General features: G+C 73.1%; 13 protein-coding genes and 1 pseudogene. 1 reads left to right on the top strand and 13 read right to left on the bottom strand.

Features of this window, described 5'->3' with window-relative positions; genetic code table 11:
• The 4 genes and pseudogenes from IEZ00_RS23740 to IEZ00_RS23725 form a co-directional block, all read right to left on the bottom strand.
• Positions 1–917, bottom strand: a pseudogene (locus IEZ00_RS23740) (hypothetical protein); the annotation flags it as partial.
• Between the two features lies 1 nt (position 918).
• On the bottom strand, positions 919–1,218 hold the full coding sequence (locus IEZ00_RS23735; protein ID WP_189225511.1) for a WXG100 family type VII secretion target: 300 nt from the start codon (positions 1,216–1,218) through the stop codon (positions 919–921).
• 27 nt (positions 1,219–1,245) lie between these two features.
• Positions 1,246–1,836 (bottom strand): YbaB/EbfC family nucleoid-associated protein, encoded by a 591-nt coding sequence (locus IEZ00_RS23730; protein WP_189225510.1) that lies wholly within the window; start codon positions 1,834–1,836, stop codon positions 1,246–1,248.
• Positions 1,837–2,299: 463 nt separating this feature from the next.
• Entirely contained in the window at positions 2,300–3,193 is an 894-nt protein-coding gene (locus tag IEZ00_RS23725) for an NADP-dependent oxidoreductase (protein ID WP_189225509.1), read from the bottom strand.
• Between the two features lie 70 nt (positions 3,194–3,263).
• Between IEZ00_RS23725 and IEZ00_RS23720 the strand changes: the two genes are divergently transcribed.
• A complete protein-coding gene (locus IEZ00_RS23720) occupies positions 3,264–3,893 on the top strand; it encodes a TetR/AcrR family transcriptional regulator (RefSeq protein WP_189225508.1) in 630 nt (209 codons plus the stop codon).
• 47 nt (positions 3,894–3,940) lie between these two features.
• On the opposite strand, the gene IEZ00_RS23715 is transcribed toward IEZ00_RS23720, so the two are convergent.
• The 9 genes from IEZ00_RS23715 to IEZ00_RS37020 all read right to left on the bottom strand — a co-directional run.
• Complete coding sequence (locus tag IEZ00_RS23715) at positions 3,941–4,432, bottom strand: hypothetical protein (protein ID WP_189225507.1); 492 nt, start codon at positions 4,430–4,432, stop codon at positions 3,941–3,943.
• Positions 4,433–4,517: 85 nt separating this feature from the next.
• Positions 4,518–5,345 (bottom strand): sugar phosphate isomerase/epimerase family protein, encoded by an 828-nt coding sequence (locus IEZ00_RS23710; RefSeq protein WP_189225506.1) that lies wholly within the window; start codon positions 5,343–5,345, stop codon positions 4,518–4,520.
• A gap of 18 nt (positions 5,346–5,363) precedes the next feature.
• Entirely contained in the window at positions 5,364–6,368 is a 1,005-nt protein-coding gene (locus IEZ00_RS23705) for a sugar phosphate isomerase/epimerase family protein (protein ID WP_189225505.1), read from the bottom strand.
• Positions 6,365–7,762: an alkaline phosphatase family protein gene (locus tag IEZ00_RS23700; protein WP_189225504.1), complete on the bottom strand. Its 1,398-nt coding sequence runs from the start codon at positions 7,760–7,762 to the stop codon at positions 6,365–6,367. The genes IEZ00_RS23705 and IEZ00_RS23700 overlap by 4 nt, the downstream gene beginning before the upstream one ends.
• The gene (gene eboE, locus IEZ00_RS37030) at positions 7,759–8,841 is read right to left on the bottom strand and encodes a metabolite traffic protein EboE (protein WP_229796029.1); all 1,083 of its coding nucleotides are present in this window, start codon (positions 8,839–8,841) and stop codon (positions 7,759–7,761) included. The genes IEZ00_RS23700 and eboE overlap by 4 nt, the downstream gene beginning before the upstream one ends.
• Entirely contained in the window at positions 8,838–9,689 is an 852-nt protein-coding gene (locus IEZ00_RS37025; protein ID WP_229796028.1) for a TatD family hydrolase, read from the bottom strand. Before IEZ00_RS37025 ends, eboE begins: the two co-directional genes overlap by 4 nt.
• Positions 9,686–11,062, bottom strand: coding sequence for an EboA domain-containing protein (locus tag IEZ00_RS23690; protein WP_189225535.1), 1,377 nt, complete (start codon positions 11,060–11,062; stop codon positions 9,686–9,688). The genes IEZ00_RS37025 and IEZ00_RS23690 overlap by 4 nt, the downstream gene beginning before the upstream one ends.
• Positions 11,062–11,910 carry an SCO3242 family prenyltransferase gene (locus IEZ00_RS23685; protein ID WP_229796027.1) on the bottom strand — a complete coding sequence of 283 codons (849 nt, stop codon included), beginning with the start codon at positions 11,908–11,910 and terminating at the stop codon, positions 11,062–11,064. Before IEZ00_RS23685 ends, IEZ00_RS23690 begins: the two co-directional genes overlap by 1 nt.
• Positions 11,892–12,221: inositol-3-phosphate synthase (locus IEZ00_RS37020; protein ID WP_229796026.1), on the bottom strand; the 330-nt coding region annotated here is incomplete at its 5' end. The genes IEZ00_RS37020 and IEZ00_RS23685, both read right to left, overlap by 19 nt.

Below are 12,221 nucleotides of genomic sequence, written 5' to 3'. Positions count from 1 at the left end.
GGAGCACCACTGGTCGACGTCGCACCACCCGGAGGCGGCGTCGGCGCCGGATCCGGCGGCTTCACCACAGGCGGCGGGGTCACCGACGAGTTGACCGGCGGAGGGGTCGGGGCACCGCCGGAGCTGCCGCTGCGGTTCAGCCTCCCCGCGCCGTCGACGACCTCGTCCAACTGCCTGCTGATCTGCTGGGTGGCGTTCTTGTTGGCGGTCAGCAACGACTTCAGGTTGGCGATGTGCCGCATGATGCGGCCCAGTGCCTCCATGGCCGTGGCGACGGCCACGCCGACGAACGCGACGATCGACGCGCCGAAGGTGAACGGCGCCAGTCCCGCGGCGGTGATCGCGCCGCCGATCAGGTTGCCCACGACCATCGCGATGATGTCGCGGACCAGCGATCGGAACGCCGTGACGCAGGCGCCCATGGTGGCCATGATCTCCGCGGCGCCGTGCACGCCCAGTGCGATCGCCTGGATCTCGTCGGCGACCTTGATCATGCTGTCCTTGAACCGCTGCGCGGTCTCCCCGGTCCAGGGGTCGAGCTTCTTGAGCGCCTCGACGTGGGTGGTCGCGATCGCCTGGTACTTCTCGGCGTCCTTCTTGATCTTGTCGGTCTCCAGGCGCACCGCGATGTTGTCGCCCATCAGCAGGTCGAGCGGCTCGCGGAGGAAGAAGATGTGGTCGATGAGCCAGCCCACGCCCGCGCCGATCACGGCGCCCAGCGGGTTGAGCGCCGCGCCTACGACGTCGAAGCCCAGTCCGACGCCGTAGGCGGCGATCGCGGCGGTGTTGTTCTCCCTGATCGACTTCACCAGGCCCGCCACGGTGTCCACCATGCCCGCGCCGGAGAAGCCGTCCCAGAACTCGGTGTCCTTGCCGAACCCCGGTGTCAGGTCGAGGCCCTGCACGTTCTCAGCCATGCTATCCCTTGAAGGTGTCGGAGATGCCGGACTCGGTCTCGCGGTAGGTCTTGGCGGTCTCCTTGGTGTTGTCCCGCGCCGAGGTGATCGCGTCCCGGTACTGGCCGATGACGTCCTTGGCCTTGTCGACCTTGATCCGCGCGGCGATGCTGAAGAACTGGCCCACGATGCCGAAGACCAGCGGGTCGAAGTGGACGCCGTTGAGCACTGTCACCGACTCGTCCAACTGCGCCACCAGCGCGTCGAGGTTGTCCGAGAACGTGTCGAGGTCATCGGGGTTGACCTGGAACCCTGCTGCCACCGGAGCCCTCCCTGTTCCGCAGCCGGGTCACCACGGCTGGTTGTCGTCGTCTTCGTCGTCGCGCCGGGGCGCCGCGGGCCGCGCCTGCGGTGGGTACTGCGGCTGGGCGTACTGCCGGGCAGGCGCGTACTGCTGGGGCGGGGGCGCGTACTGCGCTTGGGCCTGCGGGGCCGGGTACCGCTCCCGGTCTGCCTCGTCCGCCTCGTCGTCGTCCTCGACGGGGTAATCGTCCTCGTCGTCCATCGGCGGCAGGAAGCTGGTCACCAGGTTCATCGACTCGGTGCCCGCCCCCAGCGGCGCGAACGCCTCCAGCATCATCCCGGACGCCTGGCGCTGCCCCTTGCGCAGCGCTTCCATGATCGACGCGGTCAGCCGGTCCGGGCTCATCCCCGCCGCGCGCTGCTCCACCGCGATGTTCTGCACCGCCCCGGTGGGCGCGACGGTCACGGTCACCGCGCCGTCCTTCGAGGTCACCGTGGCCGTGGAGGCGGCGAGGTTCTGCGCCAGGTCCGCGCTCTTCCGCTTGAGGTCGGCGACCCGCAGTTCCATGTCCTTCATCCACTGGTCGGGGTCGACGCCCCGCATCCGATTCGCGTCGATCGGGCCCAAGGGGTCCATGCTGTCCCTTCGCTTCTCAAGACCTGCAACTGCGGCCGTCACACCACCCGTGCGCTGTGGAGCGCGCACGAGAGCAGCCAGGAGTTCACCTGGTCGAGCCGCGGTGGTGTGGTCCGGGCCTTCGCCGACGAAGGCCCCGCCCGTGCGGGCGGTTCGGCAGAGTATGCGCGATATCGGCGGCCCGGCAGGGCCTATTGCGCATACAAGCGCCGTGACCTGCGTGTCAGCGCGAGAAGTTGCCCGTTCGGGCAACATGCTCCTGCGGATGGTGGAGGCGGGGCGCGCTCGGCCCGGCAGTTCACCGTGGACCGTCGTGGTCGCGGTCCACACCGGACCACTGCCGTTCGTCATCCCGGTGCGACGAAAGTTCTTCGACGGGTGCGCGAAGCACATCGACGGCGGCACCGGTCCGCCGGAGCGGCGTCGTCCTCGCGTTCCGCACGAGGACGACGCCCGTCCGCTCTCAGACGACCAGGACGCGCCGTCCGCGCGTGTGGCCTGCCTGGCTGTCGATGTGCGCGGCGGCGGCGTCGGCGAGCGGGTACGACTTCTCGATCGGGATGTGGAGCCCGCCCCGCGAGATGAGGCGGACGGTCTCGGCGAGCGCTTCCGACATGCTTCCGGCCGTGTTGGAGAACCGGGCGCCGGACTCGGGCGCGCTCGGGTCGGCGATGGAGATCACCTTCCCCGCGTCCCCGGTCAGCTCGACGAGTTCGCGGATCACCCCCGAGCCCGCCAGGTCCAGCGCCGCGTCGACCCGGCCGAGCTGCCGCACCCGGTCCACCCAGCCCTCGCCGTAGGTCGTGGCGAGGGCGCCCAGGCCGCGCAGGTAGTCCTGGTTCGCGGCGCTCGCCGTGCCGATCACCGCGATGCCGCAGTCGCGGGCGACCTGCAGCACGGCCGACCCGACTCCCCCGGCGGCACCGCTGACCAGCAGCGTCTGCCCGGCCTCCACACCGACCTCGCGGATGACGCGCAGCGCGGTCTCCATCACGGAGGGGTATCCGGCCGCCTCCTGGAACGTCAGGCCCTCGGGGACGCGGGCCCAGGCCGACAGCACGGCGAACTCGGCGTAGGTGTGCACCCCTCCGCCGAACACGTGGTCGCCGACCGCGATCCCCTCGACGCCCTCGCCGACCTCGTCCACCACCCCGGCGGCGTCCTGGCCGACCCCGCTGGGCAGCTCGATCGGGTGGAACCGCTGCATCTGGCCTTCGCGAATCCGCCAGTCCACGGGGTTCACCCCCGCCGCCCGCACCGCGATGCGCACCTGGCCAGGACCCGCGTGGGGCTCCTCGACATCCACCAGCCGCAGGACTTCCGGACCGCCGTACTCGGCGAAGCTCACCTTTTTCACGCCGCCGACCGTAGCACTAACGGTTAGCGTTTAGGAACGGGTCTGGTTTTGCACCTGGTAGGGTCAGCGCATGACCGAGCCGTCCGGACGCCGTGAGCGCAAGAAGGCCGCGACCCGTCAAAAGATCGCCGACACCGCGCTGCGGCTCTTCCTGGAGCGCGGCTACGACGCGGTGGGCATTCGTGACGTGGCCGCCGAGGCCGACGTGGCCGTCACCACGCTGTTCTCCCACTTCGCCTCGAAGGAGGCGCTGGTGTTCGACCAGGACGAGAACTTCGAGCGGCGCCTCACACGGGCGGTCACCGACCGCCCGCCGCACGAGCCGCTGATCCCCGCCCTGCGCCGCGAGATCCTGGCCCTGCTGCGGCACTGCGCCTCGGAGGCCGCCGCCCCGATCTGGCGCATGATCGACGGATCACCCGCCCTGCGGGAGTACGAGAAGTCGATGATGACCCGCCACGCGGAGTCGCTGGCGGCGGCCATCGCCGCGGACCTCGGTTTGCCGAGGCCCACGACCGCCTGCCGGACGATCGCGCGGTTCACGGTCGACGCCTACTCCCTGGCCCGTGAGGCGGCCGACCCGGAGACCGCGCTGGACGAGATCTTCCGGATGGTCGAGGCGGCCTGGGAAGTCGCGCGCCCGGACACCGCGAGCCGCGCGTTCGCACATCACGGATCGGGCGCTCAGGACGTCGGGTAGTGGTTACCGGCCCTGACGGGCGCGTCGGGTAGTACTTGCCGACGGGGTCAGCGTTGTTCGCGGGAGCAGGCGATACGCACGTACGCGATGTCCGACCTGCCCGCACGCGCGTCGGCCACGTCGGTTTCCTCGACGCCCCACCGGGTCAGGTTCGCTTCCGGCAACCGGTCGGGCAGGAACCGCAGGACGTCCGTCGTGCACCGGTTGCCGAGGTTGCTGTTGGCGACGCCTTCGAGCAGGCCCTGCCACTCGTCCGGGACGGTGGCCCCCTCGCGCGGCTCGCTCCCGTCGGACAGGCGCGCCCGCGGACCGCTCTCGGACCTCGGACCGACGTAGACGCCGTACGACACGAGGTCGGCGGACAGGGTCTGGTGCACCACCGCGACCCGCCGGAACCCGGTCAACGCCACCCCTTCGAGCAGCTCGGCGGGATCGACCGGGGCTTCTTCCTCCGCCACCGCGACGACCAGCGACCACGCCGCCACCGCGGCGACGAGGAACAAGCCTCCCGCGATGAGCGACTTCCCGCGACCCCCCACGGACACCCCTCCAGCCGCACAGCGCTCGCGCCGCAGCGTAGTGGGTGGGGGGTGAGGGACCTGTCCCCCACCCCCAGCCTGTCGGTCAGTACCGCAGCCTAGTGAGGTAGTCGTAGCCGACCTGGGCGGTGACCAGCGCGTCCTTCGGCTCGTCGTTCTCCACGATGTACTCGGCCACGTCGGTGGCGCGGAAGATCCGGGCGAAGTCGATGTTCCCCTTGCCCAGGTCGGCGAACGACCCGTCCGGGGCGCGGTCCTTGACGTGGAACTGCCGCACCCTCGGGAAGTCGCGCCGCCACACCTCCACCGGGTCCACCCCGCCGACCACCGCCCAGTACAGGTCCACCTCCAGGTGGACGTTGCGCCGCGTGGTGGTCGAGGTGATCACGTCGAAGGGCCGCCGCCCCTCCACGGGGGCGAACTCGTGCGCGTGGTTGTGGTAGCCCAGGCTCAGCCCGGCGCGGCGCAGCTTCCTGCCCGCCTCCTCCAGGCGCTCGGCGAACGCCCGCCACTCGGCCAGCGTGGCGTAGTTGACGTAGGGCACCACCACGTACTGGTTGCCCAGCGTCCGCGCGTCGGCGATGACCTGGTCCAGGTCGCCGTCGATGCCGACGTGCGCGGACGAGGCGCGCAACCGGTGGCGGCGCAGCAGCTTGGCGAACTCGGCCGCGCTGCGCCCGTAGGTGCCCGCCAGCTCGACCCGGCGGTAGCCGATGTCGGCCAGCGCGGACAGCACGGGCTCGGGGTCGTCCCCGATGATGCCGCGCAGCGTGTAGAGCTGGATGCTGATCGCTTCCCTTGGCACGCGGCGGCCACGGCCGTGCGAACCGGCGGAGGCGGTGCCCGGCAGGGCGGCGCCCGCGGCGGCCGCGGCGAGCGCCCCGCTGAGCAGGGTCCGGCGGGAGGAAGGCATCGGTGGCTCCTCTGGTCGTCAGTGGTCGGTGGCGAACGCGGCGTCGAAGCTGGCGCTGGGCGGTTCGAACAGCACGGTGCGCAGGTAGGTGATGGCCTCCTCGGCGCCGCGCAGGCGGTCCATGCCCGCGTCCTCCCACTCCACCGAGATCGGTCCGGCGTAGCCGATGGAGTTCAGCGCCCGGAAGCTCTCCTCCCACGGCACGTCGCCGTGCCCGGTGGAGACGAAGTCCCAGCCGCGCCGGGGATCGGCCCACGCCAGGTGCGAGCCGAGCCTGCCGTTGCGGCCGTCGAAGCGCTTCTTGGTGTCCTTGCAGTCCACGTGGTAGATCCGGTCGGCGAAGTCGAGGATGAACCCGATCGGGTCCAGGTCCTGCCAGATGAAGTGCGACGGGTCCCAGTTCAGCCCGAACGCGGGCCGGTTGCCCACCGCCTCCAGCGCCCGCTTGGTGGTCCAGTAGTCGTAGGCGATCTCCGAGGGGTGCACCTCGTGCGCGAACCGGACGCCGACCTCGTCGAACACGTCCAGGATCGGGTTCCAGCGGTCGGCGAAGTCCTGGTAGCCGTCGTCGATGACCGCCTGGGACACCGGCGGGAACATCGCCACGTACTTCCAGATCTTCGACCCGGTGAAGCCCACCACCGTGCGCACGCCGAGCTTGGCCGCCGCGCGCGCGGTGTCGGCCATCTCCGCCGCCGCCCGCCGCCGCACGCCCTCGGGCTCGCCGTCGCCCCAGATCCGGGCGGGCAGGATGGCCTTGTGCCGCTCGTCGATCGGGTCGTCGCACACGGCCTGGCCGACCAGGTGGTTGGAGATGGTCCACACGTCCAGCCCGTAGGACTTGAGCAGCTCGCGCTTGGCCGGGACGTAGTCGTCGTCGGCGAGCGCCTTGTCCACCTCGAAGTGGTCGCCGGAGCAGGCGATCTCCAGGCCGTCGTAACCCCACCCGGCGGCCAGCCTGCACACCTCCTCGAAGGGCAGGTCGGCCCACTGTCCGGTGAACAGCGTGATCGGTCGGCTCATCGGGTTGTTCCTTTCAGGCCCTGCAGGGACAGCAACAGGTCGCGGACGGCGGTCGCGGGCAGCAGGCCGTCCCGCTCGACCCCGGCGGGTGCGGCCGGGTCCGAGCACAGCAGCACGGGTCCGTCCTCGGCGCGGTCGGGCAGCCGCCCGTGCGTGCCGCGCACCGGGGACGGGTCCAGTGGCACGGTCTTCATCGCGTAGCGCAGCCCCAGCTTCTTGCGCACCAGGTTCGCGCCCGCCTTGGCCTTGGCCAGCCGGTCGGCCGGGTCGAAGAACAGCTCGGCCGGGTCGTAACCGGGTTTGCGGTGGATCTCCACACCTCGGGCGAAGTCGGGCGCGCGGTCGTCGTGGAGCCAGTAGTAGTAGGTGAACCAGGCGTCGGGTTCGGCGACCGCGACCAGTTCGCCGGAGCGCTCGTGGTCCAGGCCGAAGCCCGCCTGGCCGTCGCGGTCGAGCACCAGGTCGACGCCGGGCAGCGCCTCCAGGAGCGCCCGGACCTTCGGCACGTCGGCCTGGTCGGCCACGTAGACGTGGGCGATCTGGTGGTCGGCCACGGCGAAGGCGCGGGAGGTCCACGGGTCCAGGTATTCCATGCCCGCCTGGGTGTGCACCTCCAGCAGCCCCTCCCGGCGCAGCGCCCGGTTGACGTCGACCGGTCTGCGGGCGGGCGTGATGCCGTACTCCGACAGCGCCACGACGGTCGCGCCCGCCGCCTCGGCGTCGCGCAGCAGCGGCGCGACCGCCAGGTCCACGTCGGCCGCCGCGCGCCGGGCTTCCGGGCTGTCCGGGCCGAACCGCTGCAGGTCGTAGTCCAGGTGCGGGACGTAGACCAGCAGCAGGTCGGGCCGGTGCTCGGCGAGGACCTTGCGCGCCGCCCCGACGATCCACTGGCTGGACTTCAGCGCCGCGGTCGGCCCCCAGTACTGGAACAGCGGGAACTCGCCCAGCGCGGCGGTCAGCTCGTCGTGCAGCGCGGGCGGGCGGACGTAGGCGTCGGGCGACTTGCGGCCGTCGGCGTGGTAGATCGGGCGCGGGGTGACGGTGATGTCGGTGCTCGCGCCCATGGCGTACCACCAGCAGATGTTGGCCGCGGTGTAGCCGGGTTCGGCCCGGCGCGCGGTCTCCCACACCTTCTCGCCGCCGACCAGGCGGTTGTGCTGCCGCCACAGGAAGACCTCGCCGAGGTCGCGGAAGTACCAGCCGTTGCCCACCACGCCGTGCCGGGCCGGGGTGAGGCCGGTGAGGAAGGTGGCCTGCGCCGAGCAGGTCACGGCGGGCAGCACGGTGCCGAGCCGGGTCTGGAAGCCCTTGGCCCCCAGGGCACTCAGGTTGGGCATGTGCGGCAGCAGGGCGGGCGTCATGCCCACCACGTCCAGCACGACGAGCGGTTTCACCGGCACACCTCCGAGAACCAGCGCAGTTCGGCCGCGATCCCCTCGGCCAGGTCGTCCACCCCGCCGGGCAGCACCGACCACGTGTACGTCTCCACCTCGACGTCCGGCGGCTCCGCGCACGTCGCGTCCACCGCCGCCATCGCCCGCCGCAGCACGTCCGTGGTGGAGCGCAGCGGCGCGGGCGGGGCGGCGTGCAGCGGGACGTGGAAGTGCACCCGCCACGGGCCGCCCGTCGGCAGCCGGTCGAACGCCTCGGGCAGGTCGTCGGCCCGGTGCACCTGGCCGCCCGCCAGCGCCCGCACCTGGTGCAGGTACCGGGGTTCGGCGAACTCCCCGAGCGCGGCGCGGGCGTCGGTCGGGTCGGGCAGCTCCAGCGCGGCCGACGCCTGCACCTTGACCACGCGCAGGCCCGCCGCCGCGATCGACCGCACCGCCTCGGCCGGGTCGGCGAAGGACACCGCCAGGTGGCAGGTGTCCAGGCAGACGCCGATGTGCTCGGCGTCCACCCGGCCCGCGAGCAGCCGCACCGCGTCGGCCACGGTGTCGATCACGCAGCCCGGTTCCGGTTCGACGGCCAGCCGGACCGTCCGGCCGGTGCGCCGCGCCAGCTCGCGCAGCGCGTGGGCGGCGTCGTCGAGCGCGGCCACGGCGCGGCCGTGCTCGGCGTCGGACCACGGTTCCCGCCAGGCCAGCGGCAGCGTGGAGATGCTGCCCGCCGCCCCGTCCGGCAGCAGGTCGGCCAGCACGGTGGCGCAGTCCAGCGTGTAGTCCAGCCGGGCGGCCTCGGTCCAGTCCGGGCGGTAGACCCGGTGCTTGACCACCTCGTCGTGGAAACCCCCGTAGGGGAAGGCGTTGAGCGTGCGCACCACCAGGCCGCGGGTGTCCAGCGCCTCGCGCAACCGCTTGCGCTCCAACGGGTCCGCCGCCAGCGCGCGGGCCACCGGAGCGGACAGCCACAGTCCAAGGCCGAGTTCGCCGCCGAGCCGCTCGCGCACCGGGACCGCGTAGCGGTCGAGCTGGGCGAGCACGCCGGGCAGGTCCTCGGCCGGGTGGACGTTCGTGCAGTAGGACAGGGTCACGAGCCACCGCGCAGGATGGAGTTGCCCGCGAAGGTGGCCTCGCCGTCGGCGGGCTCGTCGAGCATGAGCCTTCCGCTCTGGCCGTAGAACTCCACGGGGTTGCGCCACAGCACCTTGTCCACATCGGACTCGGTGAAGCCCGCTTCGAGCATGGCCAGGCCGGTGCGGTAGGTCTTGAGCGGGTCGGAGCGCCCCCAGTCGGCGGCGGAGTTGACCAGCACGCGGTCGGTGCCGTGCTCGCGCAGGATCGCCACCATCCTGGCCTCGTCCATCTTGGTGTCCGGGTAGATGGAGAAGCCCATCCAGCACCCGGAGTCGGCCACCGCCTTCACGGTGACCTCGTTGAGGTGGTCGACCACCACGCGCTCCGGCGGCAGGCCGGACTCGCGGACCACGTCGAGCGTGCGGCGGGTGCCCGCGGCCTTGTCCCGGTGCGGGGTGTGCACCAGCGCGGGCAGGCCGTGCTCGACGGCCAGCGCGAGCTGGTGGGCGAACACCTCGTCCTCCTCCGCGGTCATCGAGTCGTAGCCGACCTCGCCGACCGCCACCACGCCGTCCTTGGCCAGGTAGCGCGGCAGCAGGTCGAGCACTTCGCGGCAGCGCGGGTCGTTGGCCTCCTTGGGGTTGAGCGCGATGGTGCAGTGGTGGCGGATGCCGAACTGCGAGGCCCGGAACCTCTCCCAGCCGATCAGCGAGTCGAAGTAGTCCACGAAGGAGGCCGCCGAGGTGCGCGGCTGCCCCAGCCAGAAAGCCGGTTCCACCAGCGCCGCCACGCCGACGGCGGCCATCGACTCGTAGTCGTCGGTGGTGCGCGAGCTCATGTGGATGTGCGGGTCGAAGATCCTCATGGCGTCCTCCCCAACAGGCGCAGGGCATCGTGCGGGACCGCGCGGCCCGCGGCCCGGCGTTCCGCGGCGTAGTCGGCGACCATCCGCCGCAGCTCGTCGTCGGCGCGCCGGTCCAGGTCGTGCACGGCGGCCAGCGGGACGCCGGTGAACAGGCACTTGAGCACGCCGTGCCGCCAGCCGTGCGGGTCCAGGTGCGCGGCGGCGAACGGGCCCATCGCGGCGGCGACCAGCCGGGTGTCGTTGGTGCGCAGCGCGTCGCGCACGATCGGCAGGCCGACCTCCGGGTCGGTGTCGGCGGTCAGGCCGCGCAGCACCCCGCGCTTCTCCGCGTCGTCGCCGTACCGGTAGAGCGCGGGCAGCTCACCCGCGTCGGGCAGCGCGGCGACCAGCCGGGCGCGGGCGGCGTCGTCGGCGGTGCCGTGCACCAGGCCGCCGGGGTCGTCCGCGCGCAGCGGGGCCCGCCCGACCTCCCGGCCCGCCGCCGGGAACAGCGCGCGGATCGCGGTCGGGTCGGCGCGCACCTTGCGCTCGGCCTCGGCCAACCAGTCCGGGGTCAGCGCGGCGCGCAGCGCGGACATGGCGCGGCGGGCCACGTCCGGGGCGGCGTGGCTGTGCCGGGGCAGCTCCACGGCCGCCAGGCCGGTGTAGCCGATGTCGGCCAGCGCGGCGAGGGTGGCGGCCAGGTCCAGCGTCCCCTCGCCGAACTCCAGGTGCTCGTGCACGCCGCGCACCATGTCGTCCAGCTGCACGTTGACCAGCAGCCCGCCCGCCCGGCGGACGCACGCCGCGGCGTCCTCCGGTTCGACGGCCACGCAGTGCCCCACGTCGAGGGTGACGCCAAGAGCGGTGGGCCCGCCCAGCTCCGCGCGCAGCGCCAGCGCCTGGTCGAGCCGTTCGACCACGTGCCCCGGCTCCGGTTCCAGGCCCAGCCGCACGCCTTCGCGCTCGGCGATCCGCACGACCTCCTCGACACCGGACCGCAGCCGCTGCCACGCGCGCTCCGGCGGCACGTCCGGGGGGCGCACGCCGGACCAGAACGACACGCAGTCCGCGCCGAGGTCCCGCGCGATCAGCACGGCCCGGCGCAGGAAGTCGATCCGCCGCTGCTGCTGGTCCGACACCAGGGTCGGGTGGTGCTTGCGGGTGGGGTCGAGCAGGTAGCGCGCACCGGTCTCGACCACCACCGACAGGCCCAGCTCCGCCAGCCGCCGGGCGACGGCGTCGACCCGCGCGGGCAGGTCCTCGGCGAACGGGTCGAGGTGGTGGTGGTCCAGGGTGAGCGCGACGCCGCTGTAGCCGAGGTCCGCGATCACCGCCAGCGCGTCGTCGAGCCGGTGGTTGGCGAAGCCGTTGGTCCCGTAGCCCAGTCGGATCACGTCGGCCCCACCTTCCGCCCGAACCGCCGCGCCAGCGGCAGCGCTGCGGCCACCGCCAGCGCCGCCCGCACCGACCCGCGCGCGGTGAGCGCGGCCTGGAGCGGGACCATGCCGTGGATGCCCGCCGCGGTGGCCGACCGCACGGTCCCCGCGCCGTTGTCCCGCACCGCCCTGAGCTGCGCCCGGCCCACGAACGCGGCGTACCCGATCGCGCCGACGAGTCCGCGGCGGCTGGCCGCCCCGGCGGCCACGGCGGTCGCCGCCGTGCCCGCCAGCACCGCCCGCGCCACGGCGGGCGTCGTCCCGTGCACCTCGCCTCGGGACAGCGCGGTCACCCCGAGGGTGTGCGCGAACAGGGCCCCGGCGGCGGGCAGCGCGGCCCCGCGCCGTCCGGGCGGGGCCCCGAGGAGCACGTCCAGACCTCGGCAGGCCGCCATCGCCACCGGGCCCACCGGGGTGTCCTTGAGCACGGTGTCGTAGGACCACAGCGCCGCGGTCAGCGCGCAGGCCGTCCCGAGCGCCTGCCGCCCGCCGCCCGCCGCGGCCAGCGCCAGTCCGGCGGCGCTGAGCCCGCAGGCCACCGCCAGCGCCCGGCCCGCGCTGATCCGCCCGGACGGGATGGGCCGCTCCGGCCGCTCCACCGCGTCGAGCTCGCGGTCGGCCCAGTCGTTGAGCGCCATGCCCGACCAGTACAGCGCGACCGAGGACAGCGGCAGCAGCAGCCGCCGCCCGCGCAGGCCGCCCGCCGCCCCGGCCGCCGTGTCGCCCAGGACGGTCAGCGCGGCCGGTGCCCGGACCAGGTGCAGGTAGGGGTTCCCGGAGATGTTCACAGTCCTCCCGCCCACTCGACCAGGGTCCGCGCCTGGTCGGCGAAGCCGTGCTCGGCCGAGCCGAGCGGGTCCTTGAAGAAGAAGCCCAGCTCCGCCTGCGCGCCGACGCGGCCCGCCCGGTGCGCCGAGGACACCAGCCGCGCCAGGTCCAGCACCAGCGGCGCGGCCAGCGCGGAGTCCAGGCCGGTCCAGGTGAACTGCAGGCTCATCCGCGCGCCGAGGAAGCCCTCGAAGGACACGTGGTCCCAGGCGGTCTTGCGCTCCCCCAGGTCCGGCACGTTGTCGATGTGCAGCGGCGCCACCACCGGGTAGCCCAGCAGCGCCGC

The organism is Saccharothrix coeruleofusca, assembly GCF_014648515.1.
Taxonomy (GTDB): domain Bacteria; phylum Actinomycetota; class Actinomycetes; order Mycobacteriales; family Pseudonocardiaceae; genus Actinosynnema; species Actinosynnema coeruleofuscum.
This window is presented reverse-complemented; position numbering and strand designations above follow the sequence as displayed.